At 63.1% G+C, this 23,233-nt stretch carries 17 protein-coding genes; 11 read left to right on the forward strand and 6 right to left on the reverse strand.

Features of this window, described 5'->3' with window-relative positions:
* Nucleotides 1-15: 15 nt before the first annotated feature.
* Nucleotides 16-564, reverse strand: coding sequence for a hypothetical protein (locus PQQ95_RS21710; protein ID WP_408440566.1), 549 nt, complete (start codon nt 562-564; stop codon nt 16-18).
* Nucleotides 565-1,115: 551 nt separating this feature from the next.
* Between PQQ95_RS21710 and PQQ95_RS21715 the strand changes: the two genes are divergently transcribed.
* The 9 genes from PQQ95_RS21715 to PQQ95_RS21755 all read left to right on the forward strand — a co-directional run bounded on the left by PQQ95_RS21715 (nt 1,116) and on the right by PQQ95_RS21755 (nt 13,466).
* A complete protein-coding gene (locus PQQ95_RS21715; protein ID WP_408440464.1) occupies nt 1,116-2,144 on the forward strand; it encodes a bile acid:sodium symporter family protein in 1,029 nt (342 codons plus the stop codon).
* Between the two features lie 276 nt (nt 2,145-2,420).
* A complete protein-coding gene (locus PQQ95_RS21720; protein WP_408440467.1) occupies nt 2,421-4,274 on the forward strand; it encodes an EAL domain-containing protein in 1,854 nt (617 codons plus the stop codon).
* Between the two features lie 200 nt (nt 4,275-4,474).
* Nucleotides 4,475-5,461, forward strand: a complete 987-nt coding sequence (locus PQQ95_RS21725; RefSeq protein ID WP_408440470.1) for a LacI family DNA-binding transcriptional regulator — start codon at nt 4,475-4,477, stop codon at nt 5,459-5,461.
* Nucleotides 5,458-6,732: an AGE family epimerase/isomerase gene (locus PQQ95_RS21730; protein WP_408440473.1), complete on the forward strand. Its 1,275-nt coding sequence runs from the start codon at nt 5,458-5,460 to the stop codon at nt 6,730-6,732. Before PQQ95_RS21725 ends, PQQ95_RS21730 begins: the two co-directional genes overlap by 4 nt.
* Nucleotides 6,733-6,737: 5 nt before the next feature.
* Nucleotides 6,738-7,655 (forward strand): carbohydrate kinase family protein, encoded by a 918-nt coding sequence (locus PQQ95_RS21735; RefSeq protein ID WP_408440476.1) that lies wholly within the window; start codon nt 6,738-6,740, stop codon nt 7,653-7,655.
* Between the two features lie 145 nt (nt 7,656-7,800).
* Nucleotides 7,801-8,031, forward strand: coding sequence for a hypothetical protein (locus tag PQQ95_RS21740; protein WP_408440479.1), 231 nt, complete (start codon nt 7,801-7,803; stop codon nt 8,029-8,031).
* A gap of 60 nt (nt 8,032-8,091) precedes the next feature.
* Nucleotides 8,092-8,331, forward strand: a complete 240-nt coding sequence (locus PQQ95_RS21745) for a hypothetical protein (RefSeq protein ID WP_408440481.1) — start codon at nt 8,092-8,094, stop codon at nt 8,329-8,331.
* 218 nt (nt 8,332-8,549) lie between these two features.
* Entirely contained in the window at nt 8,550-9,533 is a 984-nt protein-coding gene (locus tag PQQ95_RS21750) for an ion channel (RefSeq protein WP_408440483.1), read from the forward strand.
* A gap of 345 nt (nt 9,534-9,878) precedes the next feature.
* On the forward strand, nt 9,879-13,466 hold the full coding sequence (locus PQQ95_RS21755) for an indolepyruvate ferredoxin oxidoreductase family protein (RefSeq protein WP_408440485.1): 3,588 nt from the start codon (nt 9,879-9,881) through the stop codon (nt 13,464-13,466).
* A 179-nt stretch (nt 13,467-13,645) separates the two neighbouring features.
* On the opposite strand, the gene PQQ95_RS21760 is transcribed toward PQQ95_RS21755, so the two are convergent.
* On the reverse strand, nt 13,646-14,389 hold the full coding sequence (locus tag PQQ95_RS21760) for a copper homeostasis protein CutC (RefSeq protein WP_408440488.1): 744 nt from the start codon (nt 14,387-14,389) through the stop codon (nt 13,646-13,648).
* 201 nt (nt 14,390-14,590) lie between these two features.
* Nucleotides 14,591-15,859 (reverse strand): sensor domain-containing phosphodiesterase, encoded by a 1,269-nt coding sequence (locus PQQ95_RS21765; protein ID WP_408440490.1) that lies wholly within the window; start codon nt 15,857-15,859, stop codon nt 14,591-14,593.
* A gap of 381 nt (nt 15,860-16,240) precedes the next feature.
* Here PQQ95_RS21765 and PQQ95_RS21770 point away from each other — a divergent pair, with 381 nt between their 5' ends.
* Nucleotides 16,241-17,896: a Na+/H+ antiporter gene (locus PQQ95_RS21770; protein WP_408440493.1), complete on the forward strand. Its 1,656-nt coding sequence runs from the start codon at nt 16,241-16,243 to the stop codon at nt 17,894-17,896.
* Nucleotides 17,897-17,993: 97 nt separating this feature from the next.
* Here the strand turns inward: PQQ95_RS21770 and PQQ95_RS21775 are convergent, their stop codons facing one another.
* From PQQ95_RS21775 to PQQ95_RS21785, 3 genes are all read right to left on the reverse strand, one after another.
* The gene (locus PQQ95_RS21775) at nt 17,994-19,301 is read right to left on the reverse strand and encodes a solute carrier family 23 protein (protein ID WP_408440496.1); all 1,308 of its coding nucleotides are present in this window, start codon (nt 19,299-19,301) and stop codon (nt 17,994-17,996) included.
* A gap of 127 nt (nt 19,302-19,428) precedes the next feature.
* On the reverse strand, nt 19,429-20,994 hold the full coding sequence (locus PQQ95_RS21780) for a methyl-accepting chemotaxis protein (protein ID WP_408440498.1): 1,566 nt from the start codon (nt 20,992-20,994) through the stop codon (nt 19,429-19,431).
* A gap of 446 nt (nt 20,995-21,440) precedes the next feature.
* Nucleotides 21,441-22,949 (reverse strand): sensor domain-containing diguanylate cyclase, encoded by a 1,509-nt coding sequence (locus PQQ95_RS21785; RefSeq protein ID WP_408440501.1) that lies wholly within the window; start codon nt 22,947-22,949, stop codon nt 21,441-21,443.
* On the opposite strand from PQQ95_RS21785, the gene PQQ95_RS21790 reads away from it, so the two are divergent.
* Entirely contained in the window at nt 22,948-23,181 is a 234-nt protein-coding gene (locus PQQ95_RS21790; RefSeq protein ID WP_408440504.1) for a hypothetical protein, read from the forward strand. The genes PQQ95_RS21785 and PQQ95_RS21790 overlap by 2 nt on opposite strands.
* Nucleotides 23,182-23,233: the final 52 nt, after the last annotated feature.

Here is a 23,233-nt window from a genome sequence, read left to right on the forward strand (position 1 = left end):
ACTCCCGCGCTGCCGTTAGTTACGGTACGGCGACCCTTCCTGCTGACGCGGGTCGTCCCCCTGGCGCTGCATGGCACGCGAGGCGCCGCGCTCTTCGTTGTAGCGGGCAACATCCGCGCGAATCGAACCTGTGCGAACCGGCGCGTTGGGCGGCGGCCGTGGTACCGCTCGCGATTCAGCGCTGACTGGGGTAATAGCGCCGGCGTACTGCATGCCGCCGCGGCTATCGTTAGGATATCCGCCCGATCCGGGAGCCCGACGCATGCCTTGGTTGTAACCGCCAAAGCCATTGACGTAGCTGCCTGTAGCGAAGTTCGCGCCGCCATGCGGCAAGCGCGCGTTGCTGTCGGTCATCGTATTGCGAGCCGGTCTTGAATTGGCTGCGCCGTAGTAATAGCCGCTGTTGCGCGCATCGCCACGCATTGCGTGGCTCCCGGCGGCATGCGAATAACCGCCGCCTCCGCCGCCGTGCGGCATGCCCGGCACTTTTGCATAGGCGAACGAGCACAGCGCAGCGATAACCGCGCCAAACGCCCAGTGCTTCGTTCTCGACAACCCGTCCACCCAATGACTCACACGCCCGAAGACCTGCCTGAAGTCCACCGTTCGAGCTGCGATGGACTTGTTCTGGGACCGGCACGAGCGCTGCGTATCTGTCGCGGCGCGGGGCATCCCGATGGCCTTTGAGCAGTAATTTATGGGTACCGGCAAAGGGTGTCGAGCCAAAAAGTGTTAGGCCTCGACGGCTGTTGTAACACCTTGTTACTGCGACGTTTTTCCGCGACAGAGTCCTTGCGCGAAAGCCCTGAAACAGCTTGGCTGAGCGGCTCTGGCGGGATCGGCCAGGGTACTTGCGTATGATGAATTTCCACTGGAATTTTTCGCCGAATTGTCAAAACGGCAGTGGACCAAACAGAGACGCTCGCCAATACTGGAATTGAGCGTGGGCATCGCAACAGTCGCTGCGAGAGTGATTTGATGCGCGATGCTCATTAATCGATTCGGCAAATGAATTTGCATATTTAATCGATTTTCAACAACAATAGCCGTTTCCCATAGCCTGAAGCGGGCACATGCGCGCCCTGCTTTCCGCATCACCGAATCGAGATTTCGCCATGGCTCGCCCGAAACTGCTTCCCGACAATTTCACCTTGTGCCTCGTGGGCACCGTGATCCTTGCCAGCTTCCTGCCGGTTCATGGACAGGCCGCCGTCGGGTTCAACTGGGTGACGAACATCGCGGTCGGCCTGCTGTTTTTCCTGCACGGCGCCAAGCTCTCACGCGAAGCGATCGTTGCGGGTGCGACGCATTGGCGTTTGCATGTGGTAGTGCTGCTCAGCACGTTCGCGCTGTTTCCGCTGCTCGGCCTCGCGCTGAAGCCGCTCCTTTCGCCACTTGTCACGCCGGCGCTCTACGCGGGGGTCCTCTTCCTCTGCACGCTGCCGTCGACGGTTCAATCGTCGATTGCGTTCACGTCCATTGCCAAAGGCAACGTGCCGGCCGCCGTATGCAGCGCGTCGGCCTCGAGCCTGCTGGGGATCTTCATCACCCCCGCACTCGTCAGCCTCGTCGTCACCAATCAGGCTGCGAGCGGCGGCGCCTCGCCGTGGCATACGGTAGGCAACATCGTTCTGCAACTGCTGGTGCCGTTCGTGGCCGGGCAGTTGCTGCGCCCGCTGATCGGCAAGTGGATCGAGCGCAATCGCGGCGTGCTGAAGTTCGTCGACCAGGGGTCGATCCTGCTGGTGGTGTACGGCGCGTTCAGCGAGGCCGTGGATGAGGGCCTGTGGCACCAGATCCCGCTGTCCGCGCTCGGCGGCCTGCTGTTGATCAGCGTGGTACTGCTCGCGCTCGCGCTGGCCGTGACGATCCTGGTCAGCAAGCGGCTCGGCTTCAACCGCGCCGACCAGATCACGATCATCTTCTGCGGCTCGAAGAAAAGCCTCGCCGCCGGCGTGCCGATGGCCAAGGTGATTTTCGCCTCGCATGCGGTGGGCGCCGTGGTCTTGCCGCTGATGCTGTTCCACCAGATCCAGCTGATGGTGTGCGCCGCGCTCGCGCAGCGCTGGGGGGCTCGCGACACCAGCGGCGAAACCCGCGCGGCTTCGCGCGAGCGGCCCGCCGCCGCTGTCGCGCGCCGTTGAGTACGCGCGCAATGCAAACAGGACATTCATAAGCGCCCTCCCTGAGCGTCATTTGAAGAAAGCCGCCTCGTGCGGCTTTTTTGTTATTTCACGCTCAAACGCGCTTGCTGTCGCCTCAGCCGGATGGCATAGGCAAACTCCTGGCCGCGGCAACACCGCCCTCATCGTGCCCGGAACCGCGACGCACCATCGCAGTGCAACGCTTCACTAAAAGTTCACTTAATTTCATGCAGGATGGGTCGATAAGTCATAGGTCGATCGCTACGCCTAACTGCCATGCAACCTCGTTCGCCCTCCCGATCCGCTACGCCGCGTATCGAGGAGTTGATCGCCCGGCGTGACTTGTCCGCCGTATTCCAGCCAATCGTCGATTTCGACGACGCCGCGATCCTAGGCTACGAAGGTCTGATCCGCGGCCCGGCCGGCACACCGCTCGAAGCGCCGTTCGCCCTGTTTTCGCAGGCGCTCGCCGAGGGTTGTGCGCTCGAACTCGAACAGGCCGCCGCGCGCACCTGCATCGCCGCGTTCGCGAGGCTCGATTTCGACGGCAAGCTGTTTCTCAACTTCAGCGCGGGCGCGATCCGTCAGCTAGCCGAAGCGCACGAGGACACGCTCGCGCTGCTCCGCCATCACGGCGTCGATCCGCGGCGGATCGTGATCGAACTGACCGAGCAAAGCGCGATTCTGGACATCGCCAGCTTCCTGCCGGTGATTTCGGCGCTGCGCACGGCCGGCGCGCAGTTCGCGCTCGACGATTACGGCACCGCGAACGCCAGCATGAATCTCTGGGTGCGGCTGCAGCCGGACGTCGTGAAGATCGACCGCTTCTTCATCCATGGCATTTCCAGCGATTCGCTCAAATTCGAGGCCGTGCGCGCGATGCAGCACTTCGCCAATGCAAGCGGCGCGCGGCTGGTCGCCGAAGGCATCGAAGACGAAGCGGATCTGATCGTGGTGCGCGACATGGGGATCGGCTGCGGGCAGGGGTTTTTCTTCGGCCGGCCGCATGCCCAGCCGGCCAGCAGCGTTACCGACGACGCCCGCGACGCACTGCGCGCCGGCCACATCGCCGTGTTCCCGGAGACCACCCGCACGGGGAGCAGCGCGTCGCCGTCCGGCGGCATGGCGTCGGCGAAAATGATGGTGCATGCGCCCGCGCTGCCGCGCCACGCGACCAACAACGACGTGCTCGAACTGTTCAACCGCCTGCCCGATCTGCACGCGGTGGCGGTGGTCGAACACGACGAGCCGGTTGCGCTCATCAACCGCCGCAGCTTCATGGACCGCTACGCGCTGCCTTACCACCGCGAACTGTTCGGCAAGCGGCCTTGCCTGCAATTTGCAAACGCGTCGCCGGTGATCATCGAGCAGTCGATGACCGTCGAACAGATGGCCAAGCTCCTCGCGAGCGACGACCAGCGTTATCTCGCCGACGGCTTCGTCATCACCGACAGCGACGGCAAATACGCCGGCCTCGGCACCGGCGAGAAACTGGTGCGCGCGGTGACCGAAGTGCGCATCGAAGCCGCACGCTACGCGAACCCGCTGACTTTCCTGCCGGGCAACATCCCGATCAGCTCGCACATTGCCCGCCTGTTGGGCAACGACGCCGGCTTTTACGCGTGCTACGTCGATCTGAACCACTTCAAGCCCTTCAACGACCAGTACGGCTACTGGCAGGGCGACGAAGTGCTGAAATTCGCGGCCGCCGTGCTCGCCGACGTCTGCGACCCGACCCGAGATTTCCTGGGCCACGTCGGCGGCGACGACTTCCTGATCCTGTTCCAGAGCGAGGACTGGCAGGACCGCGTATTGCGCGCGATTCACCTGTTCAACGAAGGCGCGCAGCGCTTCTACGCGCCCGCCGACCGGCTGGCCGGCGGCATTCACGGTGAAGACCGGCGCGGCAATCCGACCTTCTTCGGCTTCGTGACGATGGCGATCGGCTGCGTGCGCGTCGAGTCGGACGGCGGCCCGTCCTTTTACAGCAGTGAGGAAATTGCATCCGTCGCGGCGCTGGCGAAACGGCGCGCGAAGCACGAGACGAGCGGCTTCGTGCTGATCGATGCGGATGAGAGCGTGGCGCTGCTACGTGGACAGGCGGACGTGGCGGTTATGTCTTTCGATTGAGATGCAAGCGTGCCGAGGGCAGCACCAGCACCTTGTTTATCAGTTTTTACTAAACAACATAAATCAGGCCAGCGGCAATGCCTACGGGTATCTCCGGGTACATATCGCTCCCTCCGTAGACTGTTTTAGCCACGTTTTACTATACAATCGGCCGAACCCAAACACCGTGCGGCCGCCATGCTTGCGGCCGCCATCATTCGATGGCCACAACCATCCGCGACGTCGCCCGCGCGGCCAGCGTGTCGATCGGCACCGTCTCACGCGCTCTGAAGAATCAGCCCGGCCTTTCCGAGGCCACCCGCGAACGCGTGGTCGAAGCGGCGCGGCAGCTCGGCTATGACGCCGCTCAACTGCGCCCGCGCATCCGCCGCCTCACCTTTCTGCTGCACCGTCAGCACAACAACTTCGCCGTCAGCCCGTTCTTCTCGCACGTGCTGCACGGCGTGGAAGACGCGTGCCGTGAACGCGGTATCGTCCCCTCCGTACTGACCGCCGGTCCGACCGAAGACGTGATCCAGCAGATGCGCCTGCATGCACCTGATGCGGTGGCGATTGCCGGTTTCGTGGAGCCGGAAACGCTGACCACCCTGGTGGCGATGCAACGCCCGCTCGTACTGATCGACCTGTGGGCGCCCGGCTTGCGCTCGGTGAATCTCGACAACGCCACGGGCGCCACGCTCGCCATGCGGCACCTGTTCGAGCAGCAACGCAAGCGCGTCGCGTTCATCGGCGGCTCGCTTGCGCACTTCAGCATCGCCCAGCGCGCGCTCGGTTACCGGCGCGCGTTTTTCGAAGCGGGCTTGCTGTTCGACCCCTCGCAGGAAGTCACGATCGACGCCGGCCTCGATCCCGACAGCGGCGCCGCGCGCGCGATGCACCAATTGCTCGACGCACCCGGCCCGCGACCTGACGCCGTGTTCGCCTATAACGACGCCGCCGCGCTCGCCGCGCTGCGCGCGTGCCTCGCGCGCGGCATCCGCGTGCCCGAGGACATCGCGATCATCGGCTTCGACGACATTCCCGCCGCAGCTCACGCCACGCCGCCCTTATCGACCATTTCGGTCGACAAGGAGGCGCTCGGCCGGCGCGGCGTCGAGTTGCTGCTTGAAGATGCCCCCGCTGAACTCGAAGTCCGCTTGCCCGTCCATCTCATTGCCCGTGCCAGTACTTTGGTAAAAACGCCATGACGCAATCCGACCCGCTTCACCCCGCGAACGGCGCCATCGCCGCGCCGCCCGTCGACAGCTTCCGCAGCCGCGACTTCCTGCTCGCTCATGTGCAGGACACACTGCGCTTTTACGCGCCGAACGTGCTCGATCCGAGCGGCGGCTTCTTCCACTTCTTCCGCGACGACGGCTCGGTCTACGACAAGACCACGCGGCATCTGGTGAGCACGTGCCGCTACGTCTTCAACTACGCCATGGCGTATCGCCAGTTCGGCGACCCGCAGCATCTCGAATACGCGCGCCACGGCTTACGCTTCCTGCGCGAGGCGCATTGGGACGCCGAGCACGAAGGCTACGACTGGGAGCTCGAGTGGCGCGACGGCCGCAAGCACACGCTCGACGCAACGCGTCACTGCTACGGCCTCGCGTTCGTGCTGCTCGCTTATTCGCATGCGGCGATGGCCGGCATCGAGGAAGCCAAACCGATGATCGGCGCGACCTTCGAGTTGATGGAACATCGCTTCTGGGACGCCGCCGCCGGCCTCTATGCCGATGAAGCCACGCCCGACTGGCGAGTCAGCTCGTACCGCGGCCAGAACGCGAACATGCACACCACCGAGGCGCTGCTGGCCGCACACGAGGCGACCGGACACCTGGTCTATCTCGATCGTGCGGAACGGGTGGCATCCAACATCACGCTGCGTCAGGCGAAGCTCTCGCAGGGCCTCGTGTGGGAACACTTTCACGCGGACTGGTCGGTCGACTGGCATTACAACGAGGAAGACAGCTCGAACATCTTCCGTCCGTGGGGTTTCCAGCCCGGGCACCAAACCGAGTGGGCCAAGCTGCTGCTGATTCTCGAACGCTATCGTCCGTTGCCGTGGCTGCTGCCGCGCGCAATCGAGCTATTCGACGCCGCGATGACACACGCCTGGGACGAAGATCACGGCGGCCTGTACTACGGCTTCGGCCCGGATGGCACCGTGTGCGACCACGACAAGTATTTCTGGGTTCAGGCGGAGACGTTCGCCACTGCGGCGCTGCTCGGCAAGCGCACCGGCAACGAACGCTTCTGGGACTGGTACGACGAGATCTGGCGCTACAGCTGGGCGCATTTCGTCGATCACAAGTATGGCGCGTGGTACCGCATTCTCACATGCGACAACCGCAAGTACAGCGACGAAAAGAGTCCCGCCGGCAAGACCGACTATCACACGATGGGCGCGTGCTATGAGGTGCTGGCGCACGCGCTGCCTGACGGCGCGGCCGCTGCATCCGAATCCGCGGAGTAAGCAAAATGAGCAACTTGAACGCGAACACCGAATTCCCCTTCTTCGTCTCGGCCGGCGACATCCTCACCGATCTCGTGCGGACCGGCGCCTCGCAATGGCTCTCGCGTCCTGGCGGCGCCGGCTGGAACGTCGCGCGCTGCGTGGCGCGGCTCGGTTTGCCGACGGCGTGTGCCGGGTCGCTGGGCGTCGATAATTTCTCCGACGAACTGTGGAACGCGAGCATTGCCGCCGGGCTCGACATGCGCTTCATGCAGCGCGTGGAGCGTCCACCTTTGCTGGCGATCGTTCATCAGACCCATCCGCCGGCCTACTTTTTCATGGGTGAAAACGGCGCCGATCTGGCGTTCGACCCGGCGCGCTTGCCGGCCGGCTGGATCGAACAGGTAAAGTGGGCGCATTTTGGTTGCATCAGCCTGGTGCGTCAGCCGCTTGGCGACACGCTTGCCGCGTTGGCCGCCGAGTTGCGCGCGCGCGGCGTGAAAATCAGTTTCGATCCGAATTACCGGAACCTGATGGAGCACGGCTACGAGCCCACGTTGCGGAAGATGGCCGCGCTGGCCGATCTGATCAAGGTGTCGGACGAAGATTTGCGCATGCTGTTCAAGACGGACGACGAAGCCGGCGCGCTCGCCCAGTTGCGGGCGATGAACCCAGTTGCCACCGTGCTGGTCACGCGGGGGCCAGAGACGTCCATGCTGATCGACGGCGCCGTGGTTGTCGAGGCTCGGCCGCCACGGGTCGAAGTGGTCGATACGGTTGGCGCGGGAGATGCGTCTATCGGCGGTCTGCTGTTCAGCTTGATGACCGCACCGCAACGGGCATGGCCGGAACATCTGGCCTTCTCTCTGGCCGCCGGCGCCGCGGCTTGCCGCCATGCCGGCGCGCATGCCCCTTCTCTGGATGAGGTTGTGGCGCTGCTGTAGTTTTTTTGCCTTGTGCGGCGCGTATCGTTGCAGGCAGGTTGTAGACATCGGTTGCCGCCATCGCGCGCCGCACAGGCGAAAAACCGAAGCTCGATCATCGTGCTAGGATGAAAAAACCCAACCCTTTGGAACCAGGAGCGTCGCCATGGATGACATCACCTACACCAAAGGCATCTACACGGCCACTGCTTCGACAAGAGAAGTACAAAGCGACACGTGGCAAGGCCTGGTGACCCTTTCTCGCGACGACGGCGAAGCAGACACCGACCAGGAAACCACGGTCTACGAGGTCGAAGCCACCTCGTCCACGCCCGAGGAAGCCCTCGAGGAAGCCAAAGCGCTCGCCCACCGCATCCTCGGGGAGATCGAACTCTAGGCAACCCGGCGCCGCGCCCATCGCACTGCGCCACTCTGAATCAACCGGCTGGAGGCGAACATGGCTGAACAGCTCTTCCTCTACGGCGTGTACTCGATTCACGTCCGCCCTCTCGAACTCAACGGCGCACGCTGGGACGCGGAATACGAAATCCGGCATCGCGAGAAAGCCGTCAAGTCGTGGACCACCGTGGGCGGTGACAACGGCTATGCGGACGAAGCCGTCGCGGCAGCGCATCAGCAAGCCGTCGACGATATCGAACACGGGGCCGGCATCCCGAAACCACGGGCCTTTCCGTAGCCCCTGGCAGTCGCGTTTATCGACGGTGTGCGCGAGGCGAGCGCAATCGCAAAATCTCGAATACGCGCACCTGAAGTGCCACCCGCAGGCTCGCCCAAAGCACCGCGCTCGCATCGTCGCGGCATCACCTTCAACGCCTCTGCGGCACGCCGAAGATCACCTTTAGCACGCAAGGCGGCGTGCTACGCTTTGCGCGTTTTCACCTTCACGAGCACGCGATGGCTACCGAACAGTCAGACCGCTTTCCTGCCATCGGCGACACCGAAGCCGAAGCCGAGGCACGAGCGCGAAAACGCCGCCCGCGCGGTAGCCGCGAAATGCGTCTGGACGACCGCGTGGTCATCGCCCACGGTCTGCCCATGCCCTTCTGGCAGGATCTCTATCACCGCGCACTGATGATGCGGTGGCCGATGTTCTTCGCGACGCTCGGTGTTTTGTTCCTGCTGCTCAACACCGTGTTCGCATCGCTCTACATGCTCGGCAAGGCGCCGATTGCGAATCAGTATCCGGCCGGTTTCGGCGGCGCGTTTTTCTTCAGTGTCGAAACGCTCGCCACCGTCGGCTACGGCGACATGCATCCGCAAACCGTCTACGCGCACTGGATCGCGACGCTCGAAATTTTTGTCGGCATGTCCGGCATCGCATTGGCGACGGGGCTGATCTTCGCGCGCTTCTCGCGCCCGCACGCCAAGATCATGTTTGCCCGCTACGCGATCGTGCGGCCCCTCGAGGGCCGCATGACGCTGGTGGTGCGCGCGGCCAACGCACGTCAGAACGTGATCGCCGAAGCGCGTGCGAAGCTGCGCATCATGCGGCTCGAGACCACCGTCGAAGGCTATACGCTGCGCAAGCTCTACGATCTGACGCTGGTGCGCGACCAACATCCCGTGTTCAAGCTGGGCTGGAGCCTGATGCACGTCATCGACGAAAGCAGTCCGCTATTTGGCGAAACGGCGGAAACGCTCAAAGACCGTGACGCCTCGCTTTGGCTGACGCTCGAAGGGGTCGACGAGTCGACCTCGCAGACCATGCAGGCGCGTCACATGTGGCGTTGCGAGCAGATCCGCTGGCAGCACAAATACGTCGACATCATGCGCGAGGAAAACGGCGTGAGTCTCATCGACTATTCGCATTTCGACGAGGTCGTGCCGCTCGACTCGACGCCGATTGCGGCGTCTGTGGCGAAGGCATCCACGCCGTAGCGCAGAGAGGCGCGGCGTTGACCGTCTGGACTGAAAACCAAACCGTAGATCACCCGCGTCGAACCGTATTCACCCACCTGCGGCAAAACGGTCGGCGGGTCTCACGCCAAGGCTGATTTCACCTCGGGTCACGCACCAGGGCTTACCCGAATCCGCTCGCCGCGTGGCAGATCCATCTCAAAACTTCATTAAAACGCGCGACCCGTCGCGCTGTTTCGTTGAACGCCTCACCAAGTAGAAAAAATTCACTCCAATTGGCGCTAAAAAATAGAGTCTCTTTCGCCGCGTCGCCTTTTGTGGCCCCCACCCCACGGCGCGCGGATGCAAAAAAATGGAGACTCACCCATGACCGCTCGCCTGCCCATCGACGGCACGCCCGCTCTCGCCGACTACAAGCTGTCCGATAACCTCACCGCCACGCGCGGCCGAATCTTCCTGACCGGCACGCAGGCGCTGGTGCGCCTTGCGTTGATGCAGCGCGCGGTGGACCGTGCGCACGGCATGAACACCGCCGGCTTCATCAGCGGCTATCGCGGCTCGCCGCTCGGCATGGTCGACCAGCAATTGTGGAAAGCGAAGAAACTGCTCACGGCGAGTGATATTCGCTTTTTGCCGGCGATCAACGAAGAACTCGGCGGCACCGCCGTGCTCGGCACGCAGCGGGTGGAATCGGACCCGGAACGCACCGTCGAAGGCGTATTCGCGATGTGGTACGGCAAAGGCCCCGGCGTGGATCGCGCGGGCGACGCGCTGAAGCACGGCAACGCGTACGGCTCGTCGCCGCACGGTGGCGTGCTGGTGGTGGCGGGCGACGACCACGGCTGCGTGTCGTCGTCGATGCCACATCAGAGCGATTTCGCGCTGATGGCCTGGCACATGCCGGTAGTGAATCCGTCGAACATCGCCGACATGCTCGAGTTCGGCCTGTACGGCTGGGCGCTGTCGCGTTTCTCGGGCGCATGGGTCGGTTATAAGGCGATCTCGGAAACGGTCGAATCCGGTTCGACGGTGGACCTCGATGCGCTGCAAACCGAATGGGCGATGCCCCAAGGTTTCGAGGCACCGGCGGGCGGCCTGCACAATCGCTGGCCCGATCTGCCGAGCCTGACGATCGAATCGCGGATGCACGCGAAGCTCGACGCGGTTCGTCATTTCGCGCGCACCAACAGCATCGATAAATGGATTGCGCCGAGTCCGCATGCGAACGTCGGGATCGTCACGTGCGGCAAGGCCCATCTGGACTTGATGGAAACGCTGCGCCGGCTCGATCTGACGGTGGCCGATCTGGAAGCGGCCGGCGTGCGGATCTACAAGGTCGGCTTGTCGTTCCCGCTGGAAATGACGCGCATCGACGCCTTCGTCTCCGGCTTGTCCGAAGTGCTGGTGATCGAGGAAAAAGGCCCGGTCATCGAGCAGCAGATCAAAGACTATCTGTACAACCGCACGCAAGGCACGCGGCCGATCGTGGTCGGCAAGAACGCCGAAGACGGCACGTTGCTGCTGTCGTCGCTCGGTGAATTGCGGCCTTCGCGCATTCTGCCGGTGTTCGCGAACTGGCTCGCGAAGCACAAGCCGGCGCTGGACCGCCGCGAACGTGTGGTCGATCTGGTGGCGCCGCAAATCCTCTCGAATGCGGCGGATAGCGTGAAGCGTACGCCGTATTTCTGCTCGGGCTGCCCGCACAACACGTCGACCAAAGTGCCTGAAGGGTCGATCGCGCATGCGGGGATCGGCTGCCACTTCATGGCGTCGTGGATGGAACGCGACACCACGGGGCTGATCCAGATGGGCGGTGAAGGCGTCGATTGGGCTTCGCACTCGATGTTCACGAAAACGCGCCACGTGTTCCAGAATCTCGGCGACGGGACCTACTTTCACTCGGGCATTCTCGCGATCCGCCAGGCCGTGGCCGCGAAAGCCACGATCACGTACAAGATTCTCTATAACGACGCCGTCGCGATGACGGGTGGCCAACCGGTCGACGGCAGCATCTCGGTGCCGCAGATCGCGCGTCAGGTGGAAGCCGAAGGCGTATCGCGCTTCGTGGTGGTCAGCGACGAGCCGGAAAAATACGACGGCCACCACGATCTTTTCCCGAAAGGCACGACGTTCCATCACCGCAGCGAAATGGACACGGTGCAGCGCGAGCTTCGCGATACCGACGGCGTGACCGTGCTGATTTATGACCAGACCTGTGCCGCGGAAAAACGGCGTCGCAGGAAAAAAGGCGAGTTTCCCGATCCGGACAAGCGTCTGTTCATCAACGAGGAAGTCTGCGAAGGCTGCGGCGATTGCGGCGTGCAATCGAACTGTCTGTCGGTCGAGCCGGTTGAGACGGCGTTGGGGCGCAAGCGCCGCATCGATCAATCTTCGTGCAATAAAGACTACTCCTGCGTGAACGGTTTTTGCCCGAGCTTCGTCACGGTGGAAGGCGGCAAGCTGAAGAAAGCGGCGGGCGCCGCATTCGATCCGGCCGCGCTCGCCGCACGCGTCGACGCGTTGCCGATTCCCGCGACGCATCTCGATGCCGCGCCGTACGACATTCTGGTGACGGGCGTTGGTGGCACCGGCGTCGTGACGGTCGGCGCATTGATCAGCATGGCCGCGCATCTGGAGGGCAAGAGCGCGTCGGTGCTCGATTTCATGGGCTTCGCGCAAAAGGGCGGCTCGGTACTGTCGTTCGTGCGCTTCGCCGCGCGCGACGAGTGGCTCAATCAAGTGCGAATCGACACGCAACAGGCCGACGTGCTGCTCGCCTGCGACATGGTGGTGGGCGCGAGCGCCGATGCCTTGCAAACGGTACGTCATGGCCGCACGCGCATCGTCGTGAACACGCATGCCATTCCGAACGCGACCTTCGTGCAGAACCCGGACGCGACGCTGCATGCCGATGCGTTGATCGACAAGATGCGTCACGCGGCAGGTGAAGACCGTATGTCGACGTGCGACGCCCAGGCGCTCGCTACACGTTTTCTCGGCGACACCATCGGCGCGAACATTTTGATGCTCGGTTATGCCTGGCAACTCGGTCTCGTGCCGGTGTCGTTCGCCGCGATGATGCGCGCGATCGAATTGAACAACGTTGCGGTGCAGATGAATCAACTGGCGTTTTCGATCGGACGTGTTGCTGCGGAAGACCCCGCTGCGCTGGAATCGCTGTGGCAAGCACGGCATCTCGCGAAGCAGGCGGTGCGCGTCGATACGCTCGACGAACTGATCGCGCATCGCGAGAGCCGTCTACAAACCTACGGTGGCGCGAGCTATGTGAAGCGTTATCGTGCGCTGGTCGATGCCGCGCGCCGTGCCGAAACCGCGGCCGACGCAAAGAGCGAACGCATCACGCGCGCCGTGGCGACGACGTTCTATCGTCTGCTCGCGGTGAAGGACGAATACGAAGTTGCGCGTCTGCATACGGACGCGGCCTTCCGTGAAGCACTGGAAGCGCAATTCGAAGGTGTCGCGGGCAAGGACTTCGGCATCAAGTTCAACCTCGCGCCGCCGACGCTCACGCGTCCTCAACCGGGCGTCAATCCGACCAAGAAGACCTTCGGCCAATGGATGTGGCCGGTGCTCGGCGTGATGGCGAAATTCAGCAGCCTGCGTGGCACGATGCTCGATCCGTTCGGCCGCACGCTCGAACGCAAGATGGAGCGCGAACTCGCCGGCGACTACGAAACCACCTTGCAGCGCGCGTTCTCGAAACTCGACGTGAGCAATCTGGAAGACGTCGCGAAGCTGGCGGATCTGCATGCACGTGTACGCGGTTATGGTCACGTGAAGCTGGCGAATCTGGCGGGCGTGAAGCGCGGCGAGCGCGATCTCGCTACGCGCTTGCAGATCGAAGCGGCGACGAGCGTGTCGGTGAAGAAGTCGCTGGAAGAGGTGAAGGGTGCCGGGCAGTTGCGCGGAATTCCCGTGGTCGTCGCGAAGTAGTTTTTCCGCTAGTGAATGAGAAATGCCGCTTCGAAGTTCAACTTGAAGCGGCATTTTTTTGCCTGATGGATTTGTTACGCGTTGCCTTGGGTCGGGTTGCCGCTGCTCGCGTTGATTTTCTGTCTGCTCGTTTTGCTACGCACAGCGCGTCCAATAGCGCGGGTTATCTTCCCGATGACTCAGCCATGTTTTGCGTCCAGCAGCGCTCGCACCTGTGCGACTTTTGCCGCATCGACCGGCGCGAGACCGTTGCCGCCAACGCGCACGCCCGAACCGAAGTGAACCGCTTGAACTTGCGTCTCGCTCACGAATCCGGCGACCGCATCAACGGTCAAACCCGCCCCTGCCAGGACCGTGCAATGTGAACCGGATGCTTGCCGCACCAGGTCACGCACGATCGACCTGGCCTGCAGTACCGAAGGTTTTCCGCCCGAGGTCAGCACATTCGTCACGGCATCGAAACCGAGCAGCACGTCGAGCGCTTTTTGCAGATCACGCGTTTCGTCGAACGCTCGATGAAAGGTGATGGCCAGGCCATCGGCCGCATCGATTGCGCGCGCGAGGCCTTCGCGGTCGATCTCGCCGTCCGCCGTCAGCATGCCGATCACCACGCCGTTCGCACCCGCCGCCTTGGCGGCACGCACGTCGCGGAGCATCACGGCGTAGTCGTCGGCGTCGTACACGAACGAGCGGCTATGCGGCCGCACGATCACGTTGACGGGTATGCCGGCCGCCGGGACGCCGGCCGACGCGTTGGCCGCAGAACTATTCACTGCGGCCACCACCTTTTCGATCAACCCAAGGCTCGGCGTCAAACCGCCCTCGCCCATCGCGGTGACAAGTTCGAGGCGATTCGCCCCCGCCTGCGCGGCAAGCCGGGCGTCGGCGACGGTCGTGGCAATGACTTCGAGTAGGACTGACATAAGCGCGGCTGTGTGTCGTTGAAAGCGACATGATCGCAGAACCGCCGCACGCCCTCCGAATCCGGACCATGAAGACCGCCGCTCACCCTTTCAATCTGAGCCACCGCTGTCGCCACTCACGCTCTGGTCTAACCGACCCAAGCCGCGACTCGCCACGACCGTGACCGCAACTCACCTTCCCGAGCGACGCCTCCGAACCGCTTATTCTTCGACCCAATCGATATCGCCGCACAGCACACACGTCTGCTCGCCGACGCGTGTCGCCATCGACAGCGTCACGCACGGCAACGCCTCGTTGATCGACAGATACGGACGCGTCACGTGCACGCGTTCCGGCGCGTTGATCGCCGCGCGGAAATACGGACGACGCAGCCAGTTCGCCCCCTGCGCATCGGCAAGCGGCAAAAAGCGCGTCTCATGCGCCGCGCGATCGGCGCGCAGCACGACGTTGCGGCCCGCCTGTTTGCCCTTCGCATCAAGCAGAAAACAGCGTGCGGCATGGTCGAGCGCGAGGAAATTCCAGCACACTTCCTCGAGCGGTTCGCCGGCGGCGAGCCGCTCCGCAGCGCGCTCGAACGCTCGCAGGTACGGCGTGAGACGGCTCGCATTGCGGCGCTCGCGCGCTTCGGCCTGATCGCGATAGCGGTCGGTGACTTCGCTGATGCAGGTCGCGGCGTGCGCGGCGTCGGCGGCCCCTGGATTCGGCCGGCCGAAGAAAAACCCTTGCACGAAGTCTGCATCGCAGGCGAGCGCCATCTGTGCTTCATGTTCGGTTTCGACGCCTTCGATCAGCACGAGCTTGCCCGCTTCGTGCAGCAGCGCCACCAGCCCCGGCAGGATCGTCGCCATATCCGCACGATGCGCGGCGTGCGACAGCATGATGCGGTCGAGCTTCACAATGTCGGGATTCAACTGCCAGATCCGTTCGACGTTGGAATGGCCCGCGCCGAAGTCGTCGAGTGCGATCAGGAAACCACGCTCGCGGAACTGGCGCACGGCGTCGGCGAGACGTTCGAGATCTTCCGCGCGTTGCTCGAGCACTTCGAGCACGATTCGGCGTGGCGGCAGATCGAGCCGCTTGAGGTTGGCCAGCAAGGCGGCGGCGAGATACGGATCGGTGAGCGCGCCGGGATGCACGTTCAGGAACAGCCATTCGCGCTCGGCGCCGAGCACCTTGAAATTCTCCAGATGCAGGGTCTGAGCGAGCCGGTCGACTTGCAGCACGTCGCCCAGACGCGCCGCCTCGCCGAATACGTCGAGCGGCGACACGGGGCGGTCGAGCGCATCGTGCGCGCGCAGCAATCCCTCGTAGCCCACTGCCCGCATATGCGACAGGCTGAAAATGGGTTGAAACACGCTGGTCAACGTCAGCTCGCCATGCTGCGCCGAAAAACGTTCGAGCCCCGACGTCACCTCGACATTGAAGCCGTGCGGCGCGCTGGCCGTTCTTTCCTGTTGCGCAATCGTCATGCAATCCTCTCATGCGAGAGCTGGGCCGGTCCGAACGCGGAAGCGAACAACCTCGGCACCATTTCTCAAAATGTGCGTCATCGATATTCCTTAAGCAAGCTCCATGCGCACGCTGGCGCACATCCGAATGAAATTTGCATGGAAGATTGCACCGGCGGACAAGCCGATGCGCCGCACGTGGGCGCAAGATGCACCGTTAAGGTGCATTGCCTGACCGGGACGCTTACTGCTCGCGCTCGCGGGACCTGCCGGGTTGGCAATGACGTGAGGCAGCGTCGGGCTAAACTTCGGCCTTGTGCTTCATGCGCGCCTCACAACCGATATGCACGGCATCGTCGACGATCGCAGAGGAAGCGCTGCTATCTCTCCAGAAATAGACCCATGGATATTGTCTTTACCGTACTGATTCTTTTGCTCGCCGTCGCCGCTTCCGGCGTCGTTATACGGATACTGCCGCTCGCCTTGCCGCTGCCGCTGGTCCAGATCGCGATCGGCGCGTTGCTCGCATGGCCGAGGCTCGGGCTGCACGTCACCTTCGATCCGGAAATTTTCATGATGCTGTTCATTCCGCCGCTGCTGTTCGCGGATGGATGGAGAATCCCGAAGCGCGAATTGTTCATGGCGCGCCGCTCGATTCTGATGCTCGCGCTCGGCCTGGTTTTCATGACGGTGCTGGCGGTCGGCTATTTCATTCATGCGCTGGTGCCGTCGATCTCGCTGCCGGTCGCGTTCGCCCTTGCCGCGGTGCTGTCTCCAACCGATGCCGTGGCGCTGAGCGGCATCGTCGGCAAGGGCAAAATTTCTGGCCGGCTGATGCATATCCTCGAAGGCGAAGCGTTGATGAACGACGCGTCGGGCCTCGTCGCGTTGAAGTTCGCGATTGCCGCCGCGTTGACAGGCGTGTTTTCGCTGCGCGACGCGTCGATCAGCTTCGTGATCATCGCGGTGGGCGGTCTCGCGACGGGCGCGGCGGTAAGCTGGGCGTTCAGCTTTGTAGCGGCGCGTTTTCTGAGTCTCAACGAGGAAGGCGACCCGGCGCCCGGTGTGGTGATGACGCTGCTGATTCCGTTCGCCGCGTATCTGATCGCTGAGCGCTTCGAGTGGTCGGGCATTCTGGCCGCGGTCTCGGCCGGCATGATGATGAACTACGCGAGCATTGCAAACGCCGGGTCGGTGTCGTCGCGCGTACGCGCGAACAGCACGTGGACGATGATCGAATTCGTCTTCAACGGCATGGTGTTCATTCTGTTGGGACTGCAGTTTCCGCACATTCTTGGCCGCGCGCTGCTCGACGCGCACGAGACCAGCGATGCGGAGGTGGGGCGGCTGATCGGCTACATCGCGGCGGTGGCGGCGGCGCTCTACGCGCTGCGCTTCGTGTGGGTGTGGCTGCTGCGCTGGTTCGCGAGCCGCGGCGCGGCAAAGCACGGCGTGGCGAACGCTGTGCCGGGTCTGCGCACGGTCACGGTGATGACGGTGGCCGGCGTGCGTGGCGCGGTGACGCTGGCGGGTGTGTTGTCGTTGCCTGAGATGTTGCCCGGTGGTGCGCCGCTGCCGGGGCGGGACCTGGCGATTTTCATTGCGTCGGGAGTCATTCTGCTCTCGCTGCTGGTGGCGGTGGTCGCGTTGCCCTTGTTGCTGCGCGGCTGGCGGCGAGGCAAAGATCCGCATGCCGCCGAAGAGGCAATGGCGCGCATGACGGCAGCGCAAGCCGCGATTCGTGCGGTCGACGAGGTGCACGATACGGAGTGCTCGGATCTCGATGAGTCGGCCTCGGCCTACGCGGCGGATGTGACCGCGCGCGTCATGGACATATATCGGCGGCGGCTCGCCACGCTCGAAGAGGAACAGGCGCCACGCGAACTGGCGCGCCGTGCCGATGCGCTGGAGTTCCGGATGAAGCTGGCTGCCATGCGAGCGGAGCGGAAGGCATTGCTCGCGCTGCGCAATAGTCAGGCAATCAATGACGAGACGTTGAACAAGCTGATGCGCGAGGTGGATCTATCGGAGACAGCGCTAACCGTGCGGAAGCGATAGAGGTCGCGGTAGCTGTCACCGTCACGACGCGGCGATGGTCTTTCTCCTGATCGCTCGATCGCTCGATCACAAAGGAAAAAGCCATCGCCCAGGTCAATCAGGCCACCGGCCCCTGCGCCGGCTTCCTTCTCAGGAGCGCGTACAAAATGATCGCGCCAAAGGTCGCGGTACCGATTCCGCCGAGTCCGAACCCACCGAGCTTCAACGAAAAATCCCCCGCGCCCAGCACGAGCGTCACCGCCGCAACGATCAGATTCCGGTTGTCGGAGAAATCGACTTTATTCACGACCCAGATGCGCGCGCCGGTCACGGCAATCAGGCCGAACACGACGATCGACACACCGCCCAGCACCGGCCCCGGAATGGTCTGAATCACCGCGCCGAATTTCGGCGAGAAGCCCAACACCAGCGCAATCACCGCGGCGATCACAAACACCAGCGTCGAGTAAATCTTGGTCACCGCCATCACGCCGATGTTCTCGGCATATGTCGTCACCCCGGTGCCGCCGGCGAAACCGGAAACAATCGTCGCCAGTCCATCGCCGAGAAATGCGCGGCCGACATAACGGTCCAGGTTCTGACCGGTCATCGCGCTGACCGCCTTGATATGCCCGAGGTTTTCAGCAACCAGAATCACGGCGATCGGGGCGAGCAAGGTCATTGCCTGCATGTTGAAAACAGGCGCCGTGAAATGCGGCATGCCGAACCACGCGGCGTTCGCCACAATCGCGAAGTCGATCGGCTTACCCATGCCGAGGCCATTCGTGACGATCGCGTAAATCACGTACGCCATCAGCAAACCGACCAGAATCAGCAAACGCTGCAGCATGCCGCGTGCAAACACCGCGACCGCGCCGACGCATAGCACCGTCACCAGCGCCATCCACGAGTCGAAGTTGCTGCCGCTCACGCCATGCACCGCGATCGGCGCAAGATTCAGCCCGATCACGCAGACGATCGCCCCGGTTACGACCGGCGGCATCAGCGTTTCAATCCAGCGGGTGCCGACCGCCGACACAATCAGGCCAATGATCGCGTACACCACCCCGCACGCAATGATCCCGCCCAACGCCACCGGAATATTCATGTTCGGACCGTGGCCGCCATACCCCGTCACCGCGATCACGAGACCGATGAACGCGAAGCTCGAACCGAGATAGCTCGGTACGCGCCCACCCACGAGCACGAAGAACAGCAGCGTGCCGATCCCCGACATGAAGATGCACAGGTTCGGATCGAAGCCCATCAGCAACGGCGCAAGCACGGTGGAACCGAACATCGCGACAACGTGCTGGATACCCATTGCAAACATCTGCGGCCACGCCAGCCGCTCGTCGGTGCCGACAATGCGGCCTTCGGCAGCGTTCGGCTGGGTGCGCCAGCGTGGGAAATAGGAATCGGCCATGGCGGGGGTTCTCCTCTGTCGGCGTTTTAATGGACGGCGCAGCGAAACTGCGCCGTCTGGGAATTACGCGCGAGTGTACGGAGAGCCACCAGGCCTGGCAAGGGCGGACGAAAACGCGCAGAGAGCGCTACGCGCGCCGCGCATCCAGCGAGAACACCGTCACCGCTGCTTGCAACTGCCTCGCCTGGTCCGCCATCGATGCCGCCGCGGCCGCCGCCTGCTCGACCAGCGCCGCGTTTTGCTGGGTCACGTCGTCCATCTGCGCGACCGCGCGGTTCACTTCTTCGATGCCGGTGCTCTGCTCCTGCGACGCCGACGAGATCTCACCCATGATGTCGGTCACGCGCTTCACCGCATGCGTGACTTCCGCCATCGTCTGACCGGCGCGCTCGGCCAGTTCGGCGCCGCTGCCCACGCGCGCCGTCGAGCTTTCGATCAGTTCCTTGATCTCCTTGGCCGACACCGCGCTGCGCTGCGCGAGCGAACGCACTTCGCCCGCCACCACCGCAAAGCCGCGTCCCTGCTCACCGGCCCGTGCCGCTTCGACGGCTGCGTTCAGCGCAAGAATATTGGTCTGGAACGCGATCCCTTCGATCACCGCGATGATATCGGTCATGCGCTTCGAGCCGGCCGCCAGCTCGCGCATCGTTTCGACCACATCGCCGACCAGGCTGCTGCCACGCGCAGCCACTTCCGACGCGCCATGCGCGACACCGCCCGCCTGCTGCGCGTTCTCGGCATTCATCTTCACCGTCGACGTCAATTCCTGCATGCTCGATGCGGTTTCCTGCAGCGCGGCAGCCTGTTCTTCAGTGCGTTGCGACAGATCGGTGTTGCCCTGCGCGATCTCGCCCGAGGCCATCAGGATCGACTCGCTCGATTCGCTGATGCCCGAGACAATACCGGCCAGCCGCTCACGCATATTGCGCAGCGCGAACAGCATGCTGTCGGTGTCGCCCGCACGAGTATCGACACGCACGCTCAGGTCGCCATCGGCGATGCGGTTGGCGATGTGCATCGCGTAATCGGGCTCGCCGCCGAGCTGGCGCGCGAGGCGTCGCGCAATCACTGTCGCGAGCAGCGTGCCCGCCGCGATCGCGCCCAACACCAGCGCGAGCATGACGATGCGCATGTGCTGATAGTCGGCGCTCGCTTCCTGCTGCGCTTCATTGGCTTGCTGACGGCGATAGTCGATCAATGCCGTGATGCGATCGCGCAGCGCCTCGCTCGCGGCAATCGCGCGGCGCACGAGTTCATTGTTGTCGACACCGGCCGGAATCGGTTCGAGACCGATCTGCTGATGCACGATGCCCTCCCACACAGCCGACTTGCGCAACACTTCGTCGAACATTTCCTGACCCTTGCTGGTTGCAATGGTCGCGCGATACTGGTCGTAGCCGGCGTGCATCTCCTTGAGCGATGCGACGATGCTGTCCTTCAACTTTTGACGGCCGGCGTCGTCCGCGGCGTAGCCGAGATTCGCGGCGGCAAGATCGGAATCGATCTTGTGGCGGTTCGCCTCTTCCATCCAGTAGAGGCCGTTCATATGCTGATCGCCGATCGTGTCGGTAATGGCATGCATCGACGACAGCGTCTTCAGCGAGGTCCCGCCGATCACGACACAGAATCCGATCACGACGGCAAACGCCAGCAGCAGCTTCCTGAATACGGTCATACGGTCGAACCACTTCATCTCACCATCCTTCAAAAGTCCCAGGGACGCTCGCGCCGCTTCGCCATGGCGAATATCTCGCCATTTTTCAGATAAGTGACGACGCTGCCACCTCTTTTACGGCGGCCGTAACAGAGACTTGATGCGATAAATGGTGGACATAACCGCAACAGGATGATGTAAGGAATGCCTGGCATACGGGGCCGGATCGCTACATCAACGTGCTTTGCACGTCGGCACGCTAATTGGGATTTGTCTGATATATAGGGATGAGCCGAACTTTTAGACTTTGTTTGTTGCGTTCACCCCCATGAACGCACGCGATGTTGTTGTAACTCTCCGACTTTCCGCTCACGCTCCCCGGCGTGAGCGGCTTTTTTTTGTCCCTACGTTTCGTTGGCCGGCGCACTCACCAGCGCGTCAACGCGCTTCGTGGACCAGCATGTCTGTGAAATTGCCCGGCCTCATCACTGCGCCGGCGACGCCACGGCAGTCCGCCGATCCGCCCGCGCCGCCGGATAGCAAAGCACGCGGTTGCGGCCAGCGTCTTTGGCCTCGTAGAGCGCCTCATCCGCGGCGTTGACGAGTGCGCGGCTCGTCGCGAATTCATGGCTTCCAGTGCACGCAATGCCGATGCTAATGGTCAGCACGTGGTGCGAACTCGTGACATGGCGAAGTTCGAGCGCCTGAACCGCGGCGCGAATTTTCTCAGCGATGGACGCTGCTCCGGCTTCGTCGGTATCCGGCAGCAGCACCGCGAATTCTTCGCCGCCGTAGCGCGCCGCGGTATCGCCGGGGCGCCGCACGTTTTGCCCGATGCAACGCGCCACGGCGATGAGCGCATCGTCGCCGGCCGAATGGCCGTATAGATCGTTGAAGCCCTTGAACGTGTCGACATCGATTAGCAACATCGACAATGGCCACCCGTTGCGCTGCGCGCGGCGCCACTCCTCTTCCGCATGTTCCTCGAACGTGCGGCGATTGTTGAGGCCGGTCAGCCCGTCGGTGCGCGCGAGCACGCGCAACTCTTCTTCGGCTGCGCGGCGCTGCCGCAATTGCTGCGAGAACAGGACAGCGAGCGCAATGATCACCACGTCGAGCGCCGCGATCAGCGTGCCAATCATCCACGCGCGATGGCGCCACTCTACATAGATATCGCGCGTGGAGAGCGCTACGTCGAGAATCAGCGGATACATATCGATATGGCGGAACGCGTACCAGCGCTCGACGCCGTCGATCGCCGCCGTGCCGAAGAAGTCTCCGCTTGGCTGCTGGAGGAAGCGTGAATAGTTCGAGGTGCCAACCAGGCTCCGGCCGATGATGTTTGAATCGTACGGGCGGCGCATCAGCATCGTGCCGTCGCTCAGCATCAGTGCCATCGAGCCGCCGGCGCCGAGATTCATCCCGGCAAAAAGATGCCTGAAGTAAGTGAGTCGCATCGTGCCGACCACCACGCCGCCGAAACTGCCGTCCGGCCGCGAGATACGACGGCTCAACGCAATACTCACATCCTTGCCGGTCAGCTTGGGTATGAACGGATGGCTCACATACAGACCGACATTGGGAGAGTCGCGCTGAACCTGAAAATAGTCGCGCTCGGCGAGATTGACTGAACGCGGAGGCGTGGATTGCGAATCGAAGACCATGTTGCCGGCGGCGTCGAGGACGAAAATCGACCCCATGTCTTTTGCGCTGGCGGAGCCGTCGAACAGCACCATCTGGCGGATCGCCGGCGGCAGGTCCAGCACGCCGGGTTGTTTCAGGCCGTCGATTACCGCCCGCAGCGACAGATCGTAGATCTCGAGATTGCGCGACACGTCGCGTTCAACCAGCAGCGAGACGTTGAAGACCGAATCCTGCGCGCGCCGCAGCGCATCGTCACGCATCTCTGCCAATACCCACACCGCGATCGCGAGGATCGCGCTGGCCAGCACGATACTGATGGCAATCACGATGTTCGGTCGGCGCGTCACCATGAGCGGTTCATTCGAGCATGCGCGGACCTACGCGCGTGGAGGAATTGGACGCATCCGGAAGGCGCGTCCAGTAAAACCGGTAGCCTACCAGACGCTGGGGCGCGTCGAACGAGGGAAAAAGAAGGTTTTTGGCGGATTAAACGAAATTTTTCGACTGCGTGACATCACGGCGCATAGATACCGGCGCGGCGCCGATGGCCTGCTTCAGATAAAGCACGGGCGTTATATTTAGCGTCCGCGCGCATTTTCGCCCGGCTGGCTGCAGCTCGTAGCCGCCACAGCCA

Source organism: Paraburkholderia caffeinilytica (assembly GCF_046030355.1).
Lineage (GTDB): Bacteria > Pseudomonadota > Gammaproteobacteria > Burkholderiales > Burkholderiaceae > Paraburkholderia > Paraburkholderia caffeinilytica_B.

What these genes read in the sequence shown, in the direction of transcription:
- PQQ95_RS21725 (WP_408440470.1), top strand. Translation starts at nt 4,475, where the DNA reads ATGGCCACAACCATCCGCGACGTCGCCCGCGCGGCCAGCGTGTCGATC.
- PQQ95_RS21790 (WP_408440504.1), top strand. Translation starts at nt 22,948, where the DNA reads ATGAGCGGTTCATTCGAGCATGCGCGGACCTACGCGCGTGGAGGAATT.
- PQQ95_RS21715 (WP_408440464.1), top strand. Translation starts at nt 1,116, where the DNA reads ATGGCTCGCCCGAAACTGCTTCCCGACAATTTCACCTTGTGCCTCGTG.
- PQQ95_RS21720 (WP_408440467.1), top strand. Translation starts at nt 2,421, where the DNA reads ATGCAACCTCGTTCGCCCTCCCGATCCGCTACGCCGCGTATCGAGGAG.
- PQQ95_RS21755 (WP_408440485.1), top strand. Translation starts at nt 9,879, where the DNA reads ATGACCGCTCGCCTGCCCATCGACGGCACGCCCGCTCTCGCCGACTAC.
- PQQ95_RS21750 (WP_408440483.1), top strand. Translation starts at nt 8,550, where the DNA reads ATGGCTACCGAACAGTCAGACCGCTTTCCTGCCATCGGCGACACCGAA.
- PQQ95_RS21780 (WP_408440498.1), bottom strand. Translation starts at nt 20,994, where the DNA reads ATGAAGTGGTTCGACCGTATGACCGTATTCAGGAAGCTGCTGCTGGCG.
- PQQ95_RS21760 (WP_408440488.1), bottom strand. Translation starts at nt 14,389, where the DNA reads ATGTCAGTCCTACTCGAAGTCATTGCCACGACCGTCGCCGACGCCCGG.
- PQQ95_RS21740 (WP_408440479.1), top strand. Translation starts at nt 7,801, where the DNA reads ATGGATGACATCACCTACACCAAAGGCATCTACACGGCCACTGCTTCG.
- PQQ95_RS21765 (WP_408440490.1), bottom strand. Translation starts at nt 15,859, where the DNA reads ATGACGATTGCGCAACAGGAAAGAACGGCCAGCGCGCCGCACGGCTTC.
- PQQ95_RS21745 (WP_408440481.1), top strand. Translation starts at nt 8,092, where the DNA reads ATGGCTGAACAGCTCTTCCTCTACGGCGTGTACTCGATTCACGTCCGC.
- PQQ95_RS21735 (WP_408440476.1), top strand. Translation starts at nt 6,738, where the DNA reads ATGAGCAACTTGAACGCGAACACCGAATTCCCCTTCTTCGTCTCGGCC.
- PQQ95_RS21775 (WP_408440496.1), bottom strand. Translation starts at nt 19,301, where the DNA reads ATGGCCGATTCCTATTTCCCACGCTGGCGCACCCAGCCGAACGCTGCC.
- PQQ95_RS21785 (WP_408440501.1), bottom strand. Translation starts at nt 22,949, where the DNA reads ATGGTGACGCGCCGACCGAACATCGTGATTGCCATCAGTATCGTGCTG.
- PQQ95_RS21730 (WP_408440473.1), top strand. Translation starts at nt 5,458, where the DNA reads ATGACGCAATCCGACCCGCTTCACCCCGCGAACGGCGCCATCGCCGCG.
- PQQ95_RS21770 (WP_408440493.1), top strand. Translation starts at nt 16,241, where the DNA reads ATGGATATTGTCTTTACCGTACTGATTCTTTTGCTCGCCGTCGCCGCT.